The following is a 16,270-nucleotide window of genomic DNA, read 5'->3' as shown; positions in this document are numbered from 1 at the left end:
AGAGACACAGAGCGAAAGCAGCCCGTGCCCACGAACTCCGCGCCGAAGCCTGGGTCCACCGCCCCGGCCATCATCCGCAACTTCTGCATCATCGCCCACATCGACCACGGCAAGTCGACACTGGCCGACCGGATGCTGCAGTTGACGGGTGTCGTCGGCGAGCGTGAGGCCAAGGCGCAGTACCTCGACCGCATGGACATCGAGCGCGAGCGCGGCATCACGATCAAGTCGCAGGCTGTCCGCATGCCGTGGACGGTGGCGGAGGGCAACGAGGCCGGCGCCGAGCCGGGCACGTACATCCTCAACATGATCGACACCCCCGGTCACGTCGACTTCACCTACGAGGTCTCCCGGTCGCTCGAGGCGTGTGAGGCCGCGATCCTGCTGGTCGACGCCGCGCAGGGCATCGAGGCGCAGACGCTGGCGAATCTCTACCTCGCCATGGGCGCGGACCTGCAGATCATCCCGGTGCTCAACAAGATCGACCTGCCGTCGGCCAACGTCGAGAAGTACGCCGAGGAGCTGGCCAACCTCGTCGGCTGCGACGTCTCGGACGTCCTGCTCACCTCCGCCAAGACCGGTCTCGGCGTCGAGAATCTCCTCAACGAGATCGTGAAGCAGGTGCCCGCGCCCGTCGGCGACCCGGATGCGCCCGCGCGGGCACTGATCTTCGACTCGGTCTACGACACCTACCGCGGCGTGGTCACCTACGTCCGGGTCTTCGACGGCAAGCTGACCCACCGCGACAAGATCAAGATGATGTCGACCGGCGCGGTGCACGAGATGCTCGAGCTGGGTGTGATCAGCCCGGAGCCGGTCAAGGCCGACCACATCGGTGTCGGCGAGACCGGCTACCTGATCACCGGCGTGAAGGACGTCCGCCAGTCGCGCGTGGGTGACACCGTCACCGGCAACAACCGCCCGGCCAAGGAGATGCTCAGCGGGTACTCGCACCCCAACCCGATGGTCTTCGCCGGGCTCTACCCGATCGACGGCGACCAGTACCCGGTGCTGCGCGAGGCGCTCGACAAGCTGCAGCTCAACGACGCGGCCCTGACCTACGAGCCGGAGACCTCGGGCGCGCTCGGCTTCGGCTTCCGCGTCGGGTTCCTCGGCCTGCTGCACATGGAGATCACCCGCGACCGTCTCGAGCGCGAGTTCAACCTCGACCTCATCTCGACGGCCCCCAACGTGGTCTACGAGGTGATCATGGAGGACGGCTCCGAGCACATCGTCACCAACCCGTCGGAGTTCCCCGAGGGCAAGATCCGCGAGGTGCGCGAGCCGGTCGTCAAGGCCACGATCCTCTCGCCGTCCGACTACATCGGCACGATCATGGAGCTGTGCCAGAAGAAGCGCGGCACCCTCGGCGGCATGGACTATCTCTCCGCGGACCGCGTCGAGATGCGCTACGTCCTGCCCATGGGCGAGATCGCCTTCGACTTCTTCGACCAGCTCAAGTCCTCGACCAAGGGGTACGCCTCGCTGAACTACGAGTTCACCGGCGACCAGGCCTCCGACCTGGTCAAGGTCGACATCCTGCTCCAGGGCGAGCCCGTCGACGCGTTCTCGGCGATCGTGCATCGCGAGGCCGCGTACGCCTATGGGGTCATGATGGTCGGCAAGCTGCGCGAGCTGATCCCCAGGCAGCAGTTCGAGGTGCCGATCCAGGCTGCGATCGGCGCCCGGGTGATCGCCCGCGAGACCATCCGAGCCATCCGCAAGGACGTTCTCGCCAAGTGCTACGGCGGTGACATCTCGCGTAAGCGCAAGCTGCTCGAGAAGCAGAAGGAGGGCAAGAAGCGGATGAAGATGGTCGGCCGCGTCGAGGTTCCCCAGGAAGCCTTCGTCGCCGCCCTCTCCACCACCCAGCCCTCCACCGAGAAGTCCGCCGGGAAGAAGTGACCCGACCGGTGGTCGAGATCCGGCCGGTCTCCGGCGAGGCCGAATGGGAGACCGTCGCCTGGTTGTGGCAGGACTTCCGTCATGACCTCGCGCCCATCGTCAATGGCTTCCCGCTCGCGGACGGCCGCTACCGGCACGAATGGCTCGACGAGTATCCGGCCGACGACCGCTGCGGCTATCTCGCCTGGGCGCCCCACCCGAACACCGGGGAGCCCGCGCCAGTGGGTTTCGCGCTCGTTCGGGGCCTGGGGTTCGTGGAGCGCGTCATGCAGGCGTTCTTCGTCGTCCCGGCCGCGCGTCGTGGTGGGTTGGGGCAGACTCTCGCGCTTGACGTGATCGCTCGGCACGCTGGGCCTTGGGCCATTCCGTTCCAGCATGACAACACCAGGGCCATGGCTTTCTGGCGTCGGGTTGCTGAGCGGGCTTGGGGTGAACGATGGGCGGAGACTTTCGAGGCTGTTGCTGGGCGGGATGATGTGCCTCCGGATCATTGGATCCGGAGTCTCTGAGACCTCCCACCCCGCTGGTCGAGCCGCCGGAGCCGCTAGGCGGAGGCGTGTCGAGACCAACACGGTTCGCGTCGGGGAAACCTCGCTGAGCGACTGTTACTTCGTTTCAGCGTTCGCCGCCGACCCTTCTTCGAGTGTTTCTCGATCATGCGCCGCGTCAAGGACGCCCTTCGGGCGCCGGCTTCGCCGGCCGCTTCGCGGTCCTTGACTCGGCACCTGATCGAGAAAGATTTCGCCTGTATCGGGGCGGCGGCGAGGGTGTGGCGCGGGGTTCAAGTTGCTTGTTCGCTGACTGTGTAAATCGGGGCTGACCAGCACAAACAGGTAGCCACAGACGACTCTTTCACATATAATGAGGCGTATGAACGAGACCGTCGACGAGCTTCTCGCCGGGCCGCCTGCGGGTGCGTCCGAGAAGGAGCTGGTCGACTGGATCAGTCGGCTCGAAGAGATCAAGTGCACCGCTGAGGCTGTTCAGGCAGAAGCAGCCGTACGCCTCGAGGAAGCCACCCGCGCCCGGCAGGCCGAGGCCGGGATCCCTGCCCGCAAGCTCGGCGAAGGCGTCACCTCCCAAGTCGCGTTGGCGCGGCGGGTTTCACCCGCCAAAGGCGCCATACTGCTCGGGCTGGCGAAGATCCTGGTTGCGGAGATGCCCCACACCTTCGCTCTGATGAAGGCGGGCCTGTTCTCGCAGTGGCAAGCCACCATCCTCGCCCGCGAGACCGCCTGCCTCTCGATGGAGGACCGGCGGGTCATCGACTACCAGCTCTGCGCGCCCAGCCCCGACGGCGAACCGCCTGCTGTGGTGACGATGGGACTGCGACAGCTCGAGAACGCCGCCAAGAAGCTCGCCATCACCCTCGACCAGGAATCCGTCGTCAACCGAGCCGCGAACGCAGAGAAAGACCGCCGAGTCAGCGTGCGACCGGCACCGGACACGATGACCTGGCTGGGTGCGCTGCTCCCGGTCAAGGACGGCGTTGCCGTCTACGCCGCACTCGATCAGGCAGCCAAGGCTGCCCAAGCTGCTGGGGATGAACGGACCCGCGGACAGGTCATGGCCGACACCCTGGTAGACCGTGTCACCGGACGTGACGGCGTCGATGCGAAGCCTCGGATCGAGGTCAAGATCGTGATGACCGCCGACGCGTTGGCTGCTGACAGCGACCAGCCGGCCATGGTGGAGAGCTACGGACCTGTCCCTGCTGCTTGGGCGCGTGAGTCGCTCGCCGATGCCGAGGTCTTCGTCCGTCGCTTGTTCACCGACCCGGCCGGGCAGCTGGTCGCGATGGAGTCCCGCTCCCGCAAAGCGCCTGAAGGGCTGGCCGAGTTCATCGCCGCCCGCGACGGCGGGATCTGTCGCACCAACGGCTGTGACGCCCCGATCCGCAACGTCGACCACGTCGAACGCCACGCAGACGGCGGCACCACCAACGCCGAGAACCTAATACCCGGGTTACCTAGCGAGACGCTGGCGGCCTAACGGCGGTCGCGGATGGCCTTAGCCACGGCCTTGTCGCGCTTCACGAACTCGTCCTCCAACGCCTTCACCCGCTCCGTAAGCCCTTCCACGACCTTCGCGACCTTCTTGAGCTCGGCCGCCAACTTCTCCTCGTTATCCATGCCGGGCAGGTTGTCAGGGTCTCCGCCGACGCCTCTGGCCTTCGCGATGCGCGTCCTCCACGTTGGGTACGTGTGAATCGTGGGTTCCATCGCCCTGCCAGCTACGACGAGCGTCCTTCGCCCAGGTAACGCTGGCGCTCCCGGAGTCGCTCCTCGAAGTCGGACAACGGCGTGGTGACCGGGGTGGCTGGGGTGTGTCGTCGGAGGAGTGCGCGGAGTTCCATTTGGCGCTCGCCGATCCGGATCACGCGGTCCACGGCCTGGACGTCACCCCGGCGGGCCTTGGACCACAGACCGGCCCTCATGGCGTCGAGCCGGAGCAACTCCACCTCGATCTCGGTGGCCCGGTCATCGCTGTCTCCGTCCTCGTCGTCGCCTGCTGGGGCTGGGTTCGCGGGCGGGGGTTTCCCGGCCGTCAGGGCCCGTCGTACAGCCTTATAGGCACCGCCCTTGTTGGCGTAGTCGAGCACCTCGGCGATCCGCTGATACGGCAGGCCAGCCAGGTGAAGTTCGAGTGCCTTGTCGGCGCGGTCGTCCGGGTCAACGGCAGCCATCCGGGGCTCCTCTCGGGGCCGTTCCGGGGCATCGGGCGTTTCCCAACGGGGGTACTAACCCTATGCCGGAGGAGGGTTGTTGAGGGTGGGGAGAGGGGTCTTCCCCCTGGGGGTCGGTCACCATGTCCGGCTCGTCGCGATCACCTCGACGGCCGGGGCCCGGTGACCTCGGGTGCCGTTGCCTCGACGCTGGTTGCACAGCCGGTGAGCCAGCCGACAGTTGGCCCGGTCGTATGGGTCTCCACCGCGGCTGACCGGTACGACCTCGTCCACCTCGGGCGAGGTGGGGAGCCCTGGTGGAAGTGTGGTGTCGACCGACTGACCGCATAGCCAGCACTCGGTCTCCTCTCGGAGGACTCGGGCCCGCACCTTGTTTCTGCGGTGGCCGTTGCTGCGGCGCGGGTTCGTCTTGGTCGTCATCGTGGTCCCGGTTCGGGTGGGGCAGGTGGGTCGGTACGGGAGAAGTCGGCCCGCTCTCCACCTTCGATCCGGGGTCGGCTCCCATGACTAGCCGTCCCGGTGACGTTGACCCCCACCCCAGGTGCTACTCGCCTGCGGCGGTGAGCCAGTCCTGGATGGGGTCCCAGGACGTCATGGTGGGCGCAGTGTTGATGGTGAACGCTCCGCCGTTGACGCCGCCGGAGCAGACCTCCTGAAGCTGCTCTATCTCGCTGGGCCAGAACATCGCGCGGCGCTGCTGGCGGGTGTCCATCTGCACGGTGAAGGGGCCAGCGGTCTGGGCCTGGAAAGCTCCGGTCCCGGTGTCGTTCCAGCGCAGGATCGCCCCGCGCAAGATCGCCTTGGCGGCGGCCTTCTGGTGGTCGGTCAGGCCGCCCTCGTCGCCTAGGCAGGGGGCGACGAGGACGGCGAGCGCGACCGCGTCGGCGATCATCGCGGTGGCCTGGCTGGCCTCGATGTCGGCGAAGGCCGCCAGGTCGGTGGTCTCGATGAGCGCCATCGTGATCAGTTCTTAGGCCGGGAGGCCGACGGTGAACTTCCCGATGCGCTCGGGGTGCACGACGTTCCAGCCGGAGCGCCAGGTGCACCGGACCCCGATGGAGTCGGCGGCGAAGTAGACGTGCTCACTGGTCGCGACGACGACCTGACCGATAGCCGACATGACAGCGGTCCGGTCGAGGATCATCCCGGTGTCGGCCGGGAGCGCGTTCGTGACGATCACCGGCTTGTCGATCAGGAAGGGGACGGCGTCCTCGGCTCCGACGCCGAGGAGGCTTTCGGCGGAGCCGGTGGCCCGCTTGAGCTTCCTCAGCGAGGCCCACGCGGTCGGGGAGGCCAGGACGTGGGACGGGGTCCCGTCGTTTCCGGCGAGGGTGGCGTCGAGGTCGACGAGCGCGTCGAGGTCTCCGGCGACCTCGCCCCCGTCGATGACTCCGGGGAGGTTGAGCAGGCCGGTGGGACCCACGGCCGGTGCGACCGGTGCGGGCTGCTGGAGGTAGGCGAGGTTGGCCCGCTTGGTGACGGCTCGGGCTACGGACTCCGAGAGCATCCCGGCGGCCCGGTCCTGGTTCCACTGCTCGGCCGAGAGCCGGAGAAGCTGGGTGACCTTGATCGTGGCGACGAGGACTTCGGCGAGGTCGGGGTCGGCCTCGGGGATCGGGTCGCCCTCGGGGGTGATCTGGGCCTCGGCGTCATCGACGTAGGCGACCCGCACGACCGGGGCGTCGCCGTCGACATCACCGGCGATGGTGGAGGTGGAGTTGATCAGGGCGTCGGGGACGGCGTCGGAGGCGGCGAAGTAGGCGTCGGGTGCCCAGGCCTTGGCAGAGGTGGTGGTGGTTTCGGTGGCCACGACGTGGCTCCTTGTCAGGAGGGCGGCCACCTCGATCTGCCGTTGAGGAACTACGCCTCGAAAACGGAGCAGCGGCCGCCGGTGAACGTGTTGTTCACGGGCGGCCGCTGGCCTGGTCCCATGCGCCCCCTGGGGCTGCTGTGAGCCCGCTGCCGGTCACGGACCGGGGTACTGGCTCTGGGGTAAAGCCTACGCGCTGCTCGGCTTGAACGCGTCGGCGAAGGTGCGCTCCTGGAGCTTCGGGGTCCCGGTGTTGCGCCCTTCGAGTGGGACGCGGAGTCCTCGGCGCTGATTGAGTCCGAGGATTTCCACGGCGGCCTTCGCTGCCTTGGTGACCTTGGCGGGGTCGACGTTCCCGTCGTCGGCGAGCAGCTCGGCCAGGGTTGCGCCGGACGCCCACAAGGCTTCGGCCTTGATTCCTTCGGCGACGGCGAGCCGGTTGATCTCGGTCCGCTGGAGCGCCTCGACCTGGCTGGCGAGCCGGTCCCGGTCGGCCTCGGTGTCCCGGAGGCGGCGGCGGTACTTGGCGGCCTCGCGGTTGCCGTCCTCGGCGGTCTCCTCCGGCTCCTCCTGCGGCCCCGTGGAGCCCTCGGGCGGGTCGGTGGGGGTCTCGGGTGCCGGGGTCGGCTCCGGGGTGCCCTGGTCGCCGTTCTGCGGCTCCTCGGGGAGGTCCGAGGTGGTCGTGGTGGTCATGGTTGGTTCCTTCCATTTCGATGGCTAGAGGGATCGGCCCTATGCCGGGGGGTGGGTCGTCATCGAGCCGGGGAGGGGACCATCCCCTCCCCGGTGGCTAGTGGTCGTCCCCTACGACGGTGAGCCAGGGCACGTCCGCCTCGGTGAGTCCGGCGCGGTCGAGCTGCGCCCGGAGCACCGCCCAGGTGTTGGGGCTGTGTACGGCGGTCGGGTCGGCGGCGGCCTTCTCGGCGTCGGCGTTCATCACCAGCAGACGGGCGCGCAGTTCCTCAGGGGACGGTCGCAGGTGCTCCGGCGGACGAGGGCCGAGCAGGTAGTCCGCCGCCGCCTTTCTATAGTCGAGGTCACCGAGGGCTTCGGCGTCGAGGTCCACGTGTCGTCCGGGGTCCGGGGCGTTCTCGGTCATGGTGGTCATCTCCTTCGGTTGGGTTCTCCGCGCGCGCGTGCGTGCGCGTGAGAGTTCTCTTGTTCTTGGCTTCTTTAGGCAGACAGTCAGGGAGACGTGTCACGTGACGCGTCACTTCCCGGGGTGGTTGAGCCGGTAGGTCCGGCTCGTCTTCTTCGACGTCTCCCGCTGCTTCCGCTGCGCGCCGAGCGAGGACCGGATGGTGTCGGCGTGGTGGATCACCTCGAAGTCGTCGCCCCGGTCCCGCCACCAACCGAGGCCGACAAGCTCCTTCGCGGCGACCTCGAACCCTTCCGTGGTCGCGACCTTGCGGAGCATGCGCCTCGGAATCCGGCAGTCCATCCGCTCGACTAGACAGATCCACGTGATGACCTCGTGGTGGGTCCTGTAGGCGGCGTCCGACAAGTCGACGTTGGCCGCGTCGGCGGGGAACTCGGTGCCGGTCCTCACCCACGTCATCCGGTCACCTCCTTGATCCGGCACCGGACGCCGACGAGGTCCCCAGCGGCCAGGAGGTCCGGGAGGTGGGCCCGAGACAGGACCCACCCGTGGCCGCCCTGGGACCAGCGGGCCAGACCGTCGAGGTGGGCGGCCTGGAGAACCTGTTGAGTGGGCGCTCCCCGGAGGAGGACGGCACCTCGGACTGGGTCGTCGTACACCCAGACGAAGGGACTAGTCATTCGACCATCCCCCTAGCGATGCGGACGATGGCTGCGAGCTCGTCGGCGTACGTCCGGCGGAACTCCTGGACGCCGTCGTCGTCCAGTTGGGAAATGCGATCAGCGAGGGTGTCGAGGTCCCTCCGAATGCCCGCGATCAGGGTCGGATCTCCGACGAAGACCGCAGGCGGCTTCCGTTTCGTCACGGGCGGGACGGCCATCCCCATGTCCTCGGTCGAGGCGGCGTCCGGCTTCCCCGAGGGCAACAAGCGGAGCTTCCGGTAGGTCTTCCCGTCTTCGCCGGTGACCGGCGGGGCAGGTGTATCAGATGAGACACCTGCCTCCGCGAGGTCCCGTTGCACGGTGTCCTTGCTGACCCCGACGACCTTGCCGATGGCGCGGGTCGACATGCCCAGCTCGCGCATCTTCGCCACGACAGGGCGTCGGTCATCGCGGCTGATGCCCCTGAGGATGTCGCCGAACTCGGCGGACCAGTACGCCGTCCATGAGGCGTACCCCAGGGCCTTCCACGCTCCGCCGGCCTCCGCCTGCTCCATGAGGTCGACGGCCTTGCTCCACGAGCTTGCTACGGCCTTGAGGGTGTACTGGATCGACAGAGTGACCTTCTCAGCCTCGGCCTTACTCATGGCGACTTCGAGGGCACCCATCAGGCCACCTCCTGGCGACAGAGGCAGACGAAGACACCTCGGCCAGTCCAATAGCCGCGCTGGCATCGGCAGTCGGCGTACGGGTCGAGCCACCAGTCGTCGGGTCGGTCAACGGGATCGAGTCCGAGCTTGCGGCGGTATCGGTCGAGCGGACTGGTGTCGGTGATGCAGTCGACCCCGTTCACGCAGCCGCAAACGCAGCCGGTGGGCCGTACGATGTGGGCCAGAGGTTTGGTCTGCGTCTCCGCCGCCTCCTGGTGTTGGTCGCACCAGGGGCGGCGTTCCTCGTCAGGCGGCGGCATCTGCATCACCGCCCGTCCCCTTGGTGAGCCCAAGGTGGGCGGCGAGACGGCGGACCTTCTCGTCGGGCCACTCGGACAGTGGACGGGTCTTGGCGAGCTGACGGTCGATGGCAGCCTGCACCTCGGGGGCCAGGTCGTCCCACCGGGTCATCACGCGACCTCGTCGGACGGCTCCGGCTGGTCGCCGGTCATCCAGGCGTCGATGGCGCTCTGCCGGATGCGGAGGTTGCGGTTGAACCGCGCTGCTGCGAGGTCGCCTCGACGGATCGCGCGCCGGAGCGTCTCGGGGTGAGCGTCGGCGTATTCGGCCCCATGGGTGAGGGTGAGCCAGGGGTCGGAGATGGGGGTGCGCATAGGCTGGGTCCTGCCTTTCCTGTTCGGATAGGTAGCGGACGCTCGGTGTGTGCTTGGCCGTGCTAACCGGGCGTCCGCGTCAACGGCCGTTATCGACGCGTCGCGATCCATGCAAACAGATGATTTCGACTTTCCGACGGTCACATCCGCATGGGCGTGACCCACCCTGAATGGGGCCAGGCCATAACTCCGATGCCCCGGTGGATAACAGCGGTGCGCCTGTGAACAACCCCGCCCCAAATGTGGAAAGGCCCCGAGTCCGATGTGGACTCGGGGCCTTTCGGGGCCGGTCAGATTCCCTTGGCGAATGTGGTGCCGGAGCGAAAATTGATCTCGGCGACCTGGCAGATCTTCTTCGCTGAGGTGGGGTTCACCCCTCGGCGCGGGCCCATTCCTGGAGCTTGATCGTCACCTGCTCATCGATGGGGGTGTTGCCCTTCCGGGGTCGGCGGTGGACCTCGATGGTCTCCACGACGTCTCGGATCACGTTGCGCAGCGGCTCCTTGTCGTCGGCCTCGACCAGCGCGTCCCAGGCCGCCTCGATGTCCTCCTCGGCGAGCAGTGCGCCGACCGAGGGTCGACGCGACACCTTCGCCGCGCGGGCCTCCGCGTCGGCCTTCTTCGTACGCAGGTCCCGCAGGATCTCGGCCAGGTCGGCGGGGTCAAACTCGGTCCCCAACCGCTTGTAGGAGTCGATCTGCTCCCCGAGGCGGGCAATCTCCTGGCGGGCCAGCATCTCGGCTGCGCCGACGGTGTCGTCGCTGGCGGCCTCCCGGAGACGATCGGCACCCTCGGCGAGGAACTTGCCGAGGTAGCCCAGGACGTAGTCGTCCACGAGGGCCTGCCGCTTGCGGATCTCCAGCTTCCTGCCACAGGTGTAGATCGGGACCGGCGGGTTCTTCTCCCCGGTCCGCCTCGACCGGGAGTGACCCTTCGAGGCGTTCATCGGGCCACCGCACAGCCCACAGCGAGCGATCCCGGACAGCGCCGAGTTGGCAGGGCGACCAGGCGAGGTCCGGCGGGTGGGGTCCTCCAGGAGAAGCTTGACCCGCTGCCAGAGGTCCACCGACACCAGAGCCTGGCCGTCCTTCTCCTTGGCGACCACCTTGTCGCCGTGGGCGACCAGCCCGGCGTTGCGCGGCGAGAGGAGGATCTTGCGGATGTGCAGGCTCTCAGTGAACGGGACGCCGAGGGTGCCGGTCTGACCCTCCTCGGTCAGCCAGCGGGCCACCTGGCGCAGCGACCAGCCCTTGTCGGCGACGTTCTCGTAGGCGTCGGCGACGTACCGTCCTTCGACCGGGTGGGGCACCAGGCCCGCCCTGCTCCCGACACGAGGTCGCGCGTCTGGGGCGTGGGGCTTCCGGTGCTCGCAATCGTCTCCGGCGTCGCAGGGCTGCTTCCAGGCCCAGCCGTAGGGACGGTTGCTGGCGGTCATGGTTCCTCCTTGGGCGCGGTGGCGGGCGTTGGCTGCGACCCGCTCAGCCTTACGACGGGACTCGTGCTCGGCGACGGCGCCGAGCATCTGGGCGCGGAGGATTCCGGCGGCCGTGGTGAGGTCGACCTCGCCCTCCATCATGGCGACGACCTGGGCGTGCGGAACCAACTCCTTGGTGATCCGGGGCAGCTCGTCCAGACGCCGGTAGAGCCGGTCTGAGTCGCGGACTGCGACCGCGTCGAAGATGCCGAGGTCTGCGTCGCGGAGCATGTCCTCGAACCCGTCACGGCGCACGTTCTCCTTGAATGCGGACCGGTCGTCGTCCTTGTAGACCGCTCCGCGCACGATCACCGCGTCGGGGTAGAACCTCTCGATGTAGTGCCGCAGGTCGGCTTCCTGCTCGTCCACGCCCTCCTCGGTGCCGTCGGGGTCGGAGGAGATGCGGGCGTAGATCGCGAACCGGGTCGGGGTGCGTCGGCGAGCGATGTCGCCGTTGATGGCCTCGACGTTGGCGGCGATGAGCGCGTCGAGGTCGAGCGTGAGAGCCGCGTTGGTAGCTGGCGGCTCGGTCAGTAGAGCTGTCATGAGGTTGTCCTTCGTGTGTGCTTGGCCGTACACAAAGGACAGTACCTAATTCGAGTACCAGGAACCTCCAAGGGCTCTGCGAAAGATGCAACCAAGCGAAAGAAGCCCTCGGCTGGCAAGCCAGACCCGGACCCGACGGCAGCATCATCACCATCACACCAACCGGGCACATCTACACCAGCCCACCACCCGACACCTGGCGCCAAGACCCACCACCCCTGTCCAGGGCGGAGTTCGTGCTGCGCGACGTACTGCTGGACCACACCCTCGCCGCCTGATGACCAGTGCACAGCGGTCAGGATCGGATCAGCTCGACGCTATCGAGGACGATGTCGAGATCGTCGAGCCGCTGATCGATGTCGTCGGGGTTCTGCCAGAACAGACGGATGCCGTTGGCCTGCACCTGGACGCAGTCGGCGGGCATGCCGTCGGAGTAGGACCACCAGCTGAGCCGCTCTCCCTCGAGTTCGCCGAAGGCGTCGGTGGGGGCGTCGTAGGTGACGTCCTTGACCTCGTCGTCGCCACCGATGCCCTCGTACTCCTTCAGCTCGCCGTTCAGGTCCAGGAGCGACTCCGTCTCGCCGACCTCGACGCTGAGGAAGCGGTCCTCGGAGGTGCGCCAGGTGCACTGGCCGCCAGGGGTCTGCTCGCTCGGGCCGGTGGACTCGGCGGCGAAGCCGTCCGGTACGACCAGCTTCAGCGTTGCCGCCTTCCCGCCGACCACCGCCAGGCACTCGGCCGCGGCGAAGCCCTGAGGCACCGACGCCGAGGAGGCCGAGAACGGCGTCGGTGCCTCCGTCGTCACCGGGACCGTTTCGGCTCCGCAGCCCGACGTCGCAGCGAGCAGGACGACCATGGGTGCAGCCCGAAAGTGCATGTCGGCCAGTCCATCACAACCGACCCGGGCACCGCTTATGCGCAAGAACGGTCGGGTCGGTGGGGGCTGGGCGGTGGTTGAGTGACACGCATGCGTACAGAACAGGTTCGGTTCCCGGAGGAGTACGGCACGCCCAGCGAGCTGATGGAGTGGGAGGACGTACGCCGGCGGCTGGTCGAGGCGAAGCAGTTCTGGTTCGCGTTCGAGAGGCCGGGGCGGAGTCCGCACGTGACGCCGCTGGACGGCATCTGGTTCGAGGACAAGCTGGTCTACGGCGGCAGTCCGGAGACGTTGCACATGCGGCTCGCGACCGCGCATCCGAAGGTGACGGTGAACCTGCCGGATCCGTGGAAGCTGGTCGTCGTCGAGGGGGAGGTGCGTACGACCTCGTTCTCGCGGGCAGTGGCAGAGGAGATCGCGGCGCTGTTGAACGCGAAGTATCCCGAGTACGGCGAGAACGTCTTCGAGGCGAAGCACTACACGGCGGGGACACCGGCTGTGCATCCACGCCGGATCCGGGCGTGGACGTCGTTCCCGAAGGACGCGACGGCCTTCGTCTTCGACTGACTTCGGGCGTCTCCGCGCTAGTCTCGCAGGGATGCACTTCACCGAGTACGACACCCGCGTGGCGGCGTACGCCGTCGTCGTCGACGACGATGGCCGGATCCTGCTGAGCTGGTTCAAGGGCAACCACCGCAACGAGCCGGGGTGGACGCTCCCGGGTGGCGGTGTGGACTACGGCGAGCAGATGCCGAGCGCGGTGGCGCGCGAGGTGAAGGAGGAGACCGGGTACGACGTCGAGGTCGGCGCTCCGCTGACGACCGACGTGCACGTCGTGCCGTTCGAGCCCGGACGCCGGCCCTACCAGTCCACCCGCGTGGTCTTCGCGGCACGGATCGTCGGGGGCGAGCTGGGCACGCTGGAGGTCGACGGGACCACCGCGTTCGCAGGGTGGGTCGGGGTGGACGATCCCGTGATCGGGGCCGACACCACCAGCCCCATCGTCCGGATGGGGCTGGAGGCGCTGAAGCTCGCTCAGCCGACCCAGTAGTTGTCGTGGAGCTTGTAGAACTCGGCCATGTCGTCCGGGCCGAGCTCGGTGCCCTCGGCCAGCTCGCGCAGCCCCTCGAAGTAGCCCTCCCGCGGCGCGCCGGGGGTGAAGTGGAGCAGCATCGAGGCGGGCTCGTCGGTGGTGTTGCGGAAGCCGTGCAGGCCGCCGACCGGCACGTGCACGAAGTCGCCGGCGCCGGCCGGGATCCACTCCTCGCCGTTGAAGATCCGCACCGTCCCGGTCAGCACGTAGAACGACTCGGCCACCGCACGGTGGAAATGGGGCCCCGGACCGGTCTCACCGGGGCCGAAGTGCCAGCGGTAGAGCCCGTAGTCACCCGCGGTCGTCGCTCCGGTGGCGAGATAGTCGACCTTCACGCCGTTGGGGTAGCTGAGGTCCGGCGGAGTGGCGTCGGGGCGATAGAACGCCGAGACCTCTCCGGCATCGTCGTCGTAGCGCTCGGGCGGGTAGGGAACACCTTTGGTCCCCATCGACTCTGGAAGTGACATGGGCCAAAACTGCCCGATCCGTCCAGGGTTGGGAAGCCCATAGAAATTGCGCCAGTAGGGTTGCCGCCGTGACCCTCGTCCCGGACTCGTTCCTGGCCCTCGCGGCCAACGGTCCATCATGGGCGGCGTGGCTCGACGACCTCCCGGGTCTGCTGCGCGACCTCCTCGAGGAGTGGTCGCTCACCGTCGACGGCCCCTCCACCCACGGCAGCTGCGCCGTCGTGCTCCCGGTGCGCACCGCGGAGGGCGAGGCTGCGGTGCTGAAGGTCGGCTGGCCCCACTGGGAGGCCGAGCACGAGGCGCTCGCGTTGCAGGTGTGGGGCGGTCGGGGTGCCGTACGGCTGCTGCGGGCCGACCCGAAGCGGTTCGCGCTGCTGCTCGAGCGGCTGCACCCCGAGGACCTCTCCGAGCTCTGGGACGTGCAGGCGTGCGAGATCGTGGGCGGTCTCTACCGGCGGCTGCACGTCGCGGCCCCGCCGCAGCTGCGTACGTTGTCGCAGCAGGCCGCACGCTGGGTGAGCGAGCTGGGCGAGAAGGAACGGCGGCTTCCGGTGCCGCCGCGGATGGTCGAGCAGGCCCGGGCGATCGCTGGCGACTTCGCCCGTGACGAGGCCACCGACGGGACGCTGATCCACACGGATCTGCACTTCACCAATGTTCTCCGGGGTGACCGCGAGGAGTGGCTCGCGATCGACCCGAAGCCGCTCTCCGGCGACCCGCACTACGAGCTCGCGCCGATGCTGTGGAACCGCTTCGACGAGTACGCGGGTCGGATCCGTGACGGCGTCCGCGACCGCTTCTTCGCGCTCGTCGACGCCGCCGAGCTCGACGAAGACCGCGCCCGAGCGTGGGTGGTGCTGCGGCTGATCGTCAACGTCAAGGACGAGGTCGAGGACAACCCGACGCCGGACAAGGCTGGACCTGATAAAGAGTGGATCACCGCGATGATCTCGGTCGCCAAGGCGGTCCAGGACTGAGGGCCACCTAGAAGATCGGCCAGGTCCCGCTCGGGACCGGTGTGGTCCCGGCGACCAGCTTCCCGGCGGCGTCATAGGCCGCATAGCCGACGCTGTCCTGTCTCTTCTTCACGTCCTCAGCGCTGAACCAGGCGACGGCGATCCCGTTGTTGACGGCGCCGTCGACGTGCTTGCCGCCGATGAAGAACTTCACGGAGACGGCCTCGGCGGGTACGGGTGACATGAAGTCGAGCCAGTTGGTGGTCCACGCGGTGCTGGAGTTCTCCGACAGGCCCATGCCGGGGAAGGGCGTGACGCGGTCTGCCATCCCGGCGACGTCCTCGGCCCTCGGCAGGCTGGAGCCGGTCGTGTAGCCGCGGCAGTCGATGAGATAGTCGCCGGTCAGGAAGTACGCGCGCAGCTCGTTGTCGTGCTCGGGCCCGAAGTCGTTGCGCCTCTCCGCGAAGATCGGATAGACCTGATCGGGATCCAACGTGTCCGGCATCGACGGGTCCATGCGGCCCGTGTCAGAGACGTCCTGCGCAGCTCCGATGAGGCACCTGCGCTTCATCGTCGCCAGCTCGGCATCGGTGACGTTGGTCGGCTTTCCGGTCCAGGTCAGCACCTCGGGGCGTGCTGGCGCGCTCTGGTCGGCAGGACTCACATCGACGGCGAGCGGGCCGCGCCCGAAACCGGCGAGGACCGCCCCGGCCGTGAGGACGCACGCCGCGGTGATGGCGACAACGAGCAGCGACGTACGTCGCCGGCGGAGCCGGTCACCGCGCACCCGGATCTCGGCGAGCGGCCGGTCGAGGGTGAGGTCACCGCTGGTGCGCAGGGCGTCTTCGAGGTCGGTGCTCATGAGAGTGTCCCTTCGGTGGCGAGATCGGCTCGCAGCGTGGCGAGCGCGAGGTGCAGGTGGGCCGAGACGGTGCCCGGCGAGATGTCGAGGGCGACCGATGTGGTCACCGTGTCGAGGTCGAGGATGTAGCGCAGCGCCACCACCTCGCGCTGCCGCTTGGGCAGGCGGCGTACGGCGGTGATGAGGTCGCGGCGACCGTCTAGGTCGGGGTGGGCGTCCGGTGTGTCCTCGGGAGGGCCGACCTCGCGTCGGCGCTTGCGCCACCAGGAGATGTCGGCGTTGATCGCGGTGCGCACGACCCAGGCGGCCGGCGACCGGGCGTTGCGGACCGTCCGCCACTGCGCCCAGGCGCGGGCGAAGGCTTCGGAGACCGCGTCCTCGGCACGTCCCGGGTCGACTCCGCTCGCGACAGTCGCTCGCAGGCACCGGTCCTTGTGGGACGCGTAGAACGCGCCGAACTCTTCGAAGCTCACAGCCTGTTGACGCATCAGCACCCGGATCCCTTTAGTCGC

At 68.2% G+C, this 16,270-nt stretch carries 23 protein-coding genes; 6 read left to right on the top strand and 17 right to left on the bottom strand.

The genetic code is table 11. The annotated features are described in order from the left end of the window. The first annotated feature begins 24 nt into the window (after positions 1–24). From lepA to BJ988_RS16780, 3 genes are all read left to right on the top strand, one after another. The gene (gene lepA / locus BJ988_RS16790) at positions 25–1,905 is read left to right on the top strand and encodes a translation elongation factor 4 (protein WP_179659029.1); all 1,881 of its coding nucleotides are present in this window, start codon (positions 25–27) and stop codon (positions 1,903–1,905) included. A gap of 8 nt (positions 1,906–1,913) precedes the next feature. Beyond that, the gene (locus tag BJ988_RS16785) at positions 1,914–2,414 is read left to right on the top strand and encodes a GNAT family N-acetyltransferase (protein WP_218860926.1); all 501 of its coding nucleotides are present in this window, start codon (positions 1,914–1,916) and stop codon (positions 2,412–2,414) included. A gap of 361 nt (positions 2,415–2,775) precedes the next feature. Next, positions 2,776–3,897 carry an HNH endonuclease gene (locus tag BJ988_RS16780; protein ID WP_179659027.1) on the top strand — a complete coding sequence of 374 codons (1,122 nt, stop codon included), beginning with the start codon at positions 2,776–2,778 and terminating at the stop codon, positions 3,895–3,897. Here BJ988_RS16780 and BJ988_RS16775 read toward each other — a convergent pair. The 14 genes from BJ988_RS16775 to BJ988_RS16710 form a co-directional block, all read right to left on the bottom strand. After that, entirely contained in the window at positions 3,894–4,037 is a 144-nt protein-coding gene (locus BJ988_RS16775; RefSeq protein ID WP_179659025.1) for a hypothetical protein, read from the bottom strand. The two genes, BJ988_RS16780 and BJ988_RS16775, sit on opposite strands and share 4 nt — an antisense overlap. Positions 4,038–4,138: 101 nt before the next feature. Continuing rightward, entirely contained in the window at positions 4,139–4,591 is a 453-nt protein-coding gene (locus tag BJ988_RS16770; protein WP_179659023.1) for a hypothetical protein, read from the bottom strand. 117 nt (positions 4,592–4,708) lie between these two features. After that, positions 4,709–5,011 (bottom strand): HNH endonuclease, encoded by a 303-nt coding sequence (locus BJ988_RS16765; RefSeq protein ID WP_179659021.1) that lies wholly within the window; start codon positions 5,009–5,011, stop codon positions 4,709–4,711. Between the two features lie 124 nt (positions 5,012–5,135). Further along, a complete protein-coding gene (locus BJ988_RS16760) occupies positions 5,136–5,549 on the bottom strand; it encodes a hypothetical protein (RefSeq protein ID WP_179659019.1) in 414 nt (137 codons plus the stop codon). Between the two features lie 12 nt (positions 5,550–5,561). Continuing rightward, entirely contained in the window at positions 5,562–6,401 is an 840-nt protein-coding gene (locus tag BJ988_RS16755) for a phage major capsid protein (RefSeq protein WP_179659018.1), read from the bottom strand. Between the two features lie 189 nt (positions 6,402–6,590). Then, positions 6,591–7,094: a hypothetical protein gene (locus BJ988_RS16750; protein ID WP_179659017.1), complete on the bottom strand. Its 504-nt coding sequence runs from the start codon at positions 7,092–7,094 to the stop codon at positions 6,591–6,593. Positions 7,095–7,191: 97 nt separating this feature from the next. Then, complete coding sequence (locus BJ988_RS16745) at positions 7,192–7,509, bottom strand: hypothetical protein (RefSeq protein WP_179659014.1); 318 nt, start codon at positions 7,507–7,509, stop codon at positions 7,192–7,194. A gap of 102 nt (positions 7,510–7,611) precedes the next feature. Further along, positions 7,612–7,959, bottom strand: a complete 348-nt coding sequence (locus BJ988_RS16740) for a hypothetical protein (RefSeq protein ID WP_179659013.1) — start codon at positions 7,957–7,959, stop codon at positions 7,612–7,614. After that, positions 7,956–8,180 (bottom strand): hypothetical protein, encoded by a 225-nt coding sequence (locus BJ988_RS16735; RefSeq protein ID WP_179659012.1) that lies wholly within the window; start codon positions 8,178–8,180, stop codon positions 7,956–7,958. Before BJ988_RS16735 ends, BJ988_RS16740 begins: the two co-directional genes overlap by 4 nt. Further along, positions 8,177–8,827 (bottom strand): hypothetical protein, encoded by a 651-nt coding sequence (locus tag BJ988_RS16730; RefSeq protein ID WP_179659010.1) that lies wholly within the window; start codon positions 8,825–8,827, stop codon positions 8,177–8,179. Before BJ988_RS16730 ends, BJ988_RS16735 begins: the two co-directional genes overlap by 4 nt. A 288-nt stretch (positions 8,828–9,115) precedes the next feature. Next, positions 9,116–9,280, bottom strand: a complete 165-nt coding sequence (locus tag BJ988_RS16725; protein ID WP_179659009.1) for a hypothetical protein — start codon at positions 9,278–9,280, stop codon at positions 9,116–9,118. Further along, on the bottom strand, positions 9,280–9,483 hold the full coding sequence (locus tag BJ988_RS16720; protein WP_179659008.1) for a helix-turn-helix domain-containing protein: 204 nt from the start codon (positions 9,481–9,483) through the stop codon (positions 9,280–9,282). Before BJ988_RS16720 ends, BJ988_RS16725 begins: the two co-directional genes overlap by 1 nt. A 370-nt stretch (positions 9,484–9,853) precedes the next feature. Further along, positions 9,854–11,503, bottom strand: coding sequence for a recombinase family protein (locus BJ988_RS16715; protein WP_179659006.1), 1,650 nt, complete (start codon positions 11,501–11,503; stop codon positions 9,854–9,856). 295 nt (positions 11,504–11,798) lie between these two features. Continuing rightward, the gene (locus tag BJ988_RS16710; protein ID WP_179659004.1) at positions 11,799–12,380 is read right to left on the bottom strand and encodes a hypothetical protein; all 582 of its coding nucleotides are present in this window, start codon (positions 12,378–12,380) and stop codon (positions 11,799–11,801) included. A 90-nt stretch (positions 12,381–12,470) separates the two neighbouring features. Between BJ988_RS16710 and BJ988_RS16705 the strand changes: the two genes are divergently transcribed. Both BJ988_RS16705 and BJ988_RS16700 read left to right on the top strand, forming a co-directional pair. Next, positions 12,471–12,947 carry a pyridoxamine 5'-phosphate oxidase family protein gene (locus tag BJ988_RS16705; protein ID WP_179659003.1) on the top strand — a complete coding sequence of 159 codons (477 nt, stop codon included), beginning with the start codon at positions 12,471–12,473 and terminating at the stop codon, positions 12,945–12,947. Between the two features lie 31 nt (positions 12,948–12,978). Continuing rightward, a complete protein-coding gene (locus BJ988_RS16700; RefSeq protein WP_179659001.1) occupies positions 12,979–13,431 on the top strand; it encodes an NUDIX hydrolase in 453 nt (150 codons plus the stop codon). Here the strand turns inward: BJ988_RS16700 and BJ988_RS16695 are convergent. Beyond that, positions 13,416–13,940, bottom strand: coding sequence for a cupin domain-containing protein (locus tag BJ988_RS16695; protein WP_246321510.1), 525 nt, complete (start codon positions 13,938–13,940; stop codon positions 13,416–13,418). The genes BJ988_RS16700 and BJ988_RS16695 overlap by 16 nt on opposite strands. 68 nt (positions 13,941–14,008) lie before the next feature. Here BJ988_RS16695 and BJ988_RS16690 point away from each other — a divergent pair, with 68 nt between their 5' ends. Continuing rightward, positions 14,009–14,917: an aminoglycoside phosphotransferase family protein gene (locus BJ988_RS16690; RefSeq protein ID WP_179658998.1), complete on the top strand. Its 909-nt coding sequence runs from the start codon at positions 14,009–14,011 to the stop codon at positions 14,915–14,917. Between the two features lie 7 nt (positions 14,918–14,924). Here BJ988_RS16690 and BJ988_RS16685 read toward each other — a convergent pair whose 3' ends face one another. Together BJ988_RS16685 and BJ988_RS16680 are read right to left on the bottom strand one after the other, a co-directional pair. Continuing rightward, the gene (locus tag BJ988_RS16685) at positions 14,925–15,758 is read right to left on the bottom strand and encodes a hypothetical protein (RefSeq protein ID WP_179658997.1); all 834 of its coding nucleotides are present in this window, start codon (positions 15,756–15,758) and stop codon (positions 14,925–14,927) included. After that, positions 15,755–16,246: a SigE family RNA polymerase sigma factor gene (locus BJ988_RS16680; protein ID WP_179658995.1), complete on the bottom strand. Its 492-nt coding sequence runs from the start codon at positions 16,244–16,246 to the stop codon at positions 15,755–15,757. Before BJ988_RS16680 ends, BJ988_RS16685 begins: the two co-directional genes overlap by 4 nt. Positions 16,247–16,270: the final 24 nt, after the last annotated feature.

Origin of the sequence: Nocardioides panzhihuensis (assembly GCF_013408335.1) — a bacterium.
GTDB lineage: Bacteria > Actinomycetota > Actinomycetes > Propionibacteriales > Nocardioidaceae > Nocardioides > Nocardioides panzhihuensis.
This window is presented reverse-complemented; position numbering and strand designations above follow the sequence as displayed.

What these genes read in the sequence shown, in the direction of transcription:
- BJ988_RS16780 (WP_179659027.1), top strand. Translation starts at nt 2,776, where the DNA reads ATGAACGAGACCGTCGACGAGCTTCTCGCCGGGCCGCCTGCGGGTGCG.
- BJ988_RS16775 (WP_179659025.1), bottom strand. Translation starts at nt 4,037, where the DNA reads ATGGATAACGAGGAGAAGTTGGCGGCCGAGCTCAAGAAGGTCGCGAAG.
- BJ988_RS16770 (WP_179659023.1), bottom strand. Translation starts at nt 4,591, where the DNA reads ATGGCTGCCGTTGACCCGGACGACCGCGCCGACAAGGCACTCGAACTT.
- BJ988_RS16765 (WP_179659021.1), bottom strand. Translation starts at nt 5,011, where the DNA reads ATGACGACCAAGACGAACCCGCGCCGCAGCAACGGCCACCGCAGAAAC.
- BJ988_RS16760 (WP_179659019.1), bottom strand. Translation starts at nt 5,549, where the DNA reads ATGGCGCTCATCGAGACCACCGACCTGGCGGCCTTCGCCGACATCGAG.
- BJ988_RS16750 (WP_179659017.1), bottom strand. Translation starts at nt 7,094, where the DNA reads ATGACCACCACGACCACCTCGGACCTCCCCGAGGAGCCGCAGAACGGC.
- BJ988_RS16745 (WP_179659014.1), bottom strand. Translation starts at nt 7,509, where the DNA reads ATGACCACCATGACCGAGAACGCCCCGGACCCCGGACGACACGTGGAC.
- BJ988_RS16740 (WP_179659013.1), bottom strand. Translation starts at nt 7,959, where the DNA reads ATGACGTGGGTGAGGACCGGCACCGAGTTCCCCGCCGACGCGGCCAAC.
- BJ988_RS16735 (WP_179659012.1), bottom strand. Translation starts at nt 8,180, where the DNA reads ATGACTAGTCCCTTCGTCTGGGTGTACGACGACCCAGTCCGAGGTGCC.
- BJ988_RS16730 (WP_179659010.1), bottom strand. Translation starts at nt 8,827, where the DNA reads ATGGGTGCCCTCGAAGTCGCCATGAGTAAGGCCGAGGCTGAGAAGGTC.
- BJ988_RS16725 (WP_179659009.1), bottom strand. Translation starts at nt 9,280, where the DNA reads ATGACCCGGTGGGACGACCTGGCCCCCGAGGTGCAGGCTGCCATCGAC.
- BJ988_RS16720 (WP_179659008.1), bottom strand. Translation starts at nt 9,483, where the DNA reads ATGCGCACCCCCATCTCCGACCCCTGGCTCACCCTCACCCATGGGGCC.
- BJ988_RS16715 (WP_179659006.1), bottom strand. Translation starts at nt 11,503, where the DNA reads ATGACAGCTCTACTGACCGAGCCGCCAGCTACCAACGCGGCTCTCACG.
- BJ988_RS16710 (WP_179659004.1), bottom strand. Translation starts at nt 12,380, where the DNA reads ATGCACTTTCGGGCTGCACCCATGGTCGTCCTGCTCGCTGCGACGTCG.
- BJ988_RS16705 (WP_179659003.1), top strand. Translation starts at nt 12,471, where the DNA reads ATGCGTACAGAACAGGTTCGGTTCCCGGAGGAGTACGGCACGCCCAGC.
- BJ988_RS16700 (WP_179659001.1), top strand. Translation starts at nt 12,979, where the DNA reads ATGCACTTCACCGAGTACGACACCCGCGTGGCGGCGTACGCCGTCGTC.
- BJ988_RS16695 (WP_246321510.1), bottom strand. Translation starts at nt 13,940, where the DNA reads ATGTCACTTCCAGAGTCGATGGGGACCAAAGGTGTTCCCTACCCGCCC.
- BJ988_RS16685 (WP_179658997.1), bottom strand. Translation starts at nt 15,758, where the DNA reads ATGAGCACCGACCTCGAAGACGCCCTGCGCACCAGCGGTGACCTCACC.
- BJ988_RS16680 (WP_179658995.1), bottom strand. Translation starts at nt 16,246, where the DNA reads ATGCGTCAACAGGCTGTGAGCTTCGAAGAGTTCGGCGCGTTCTACGCG.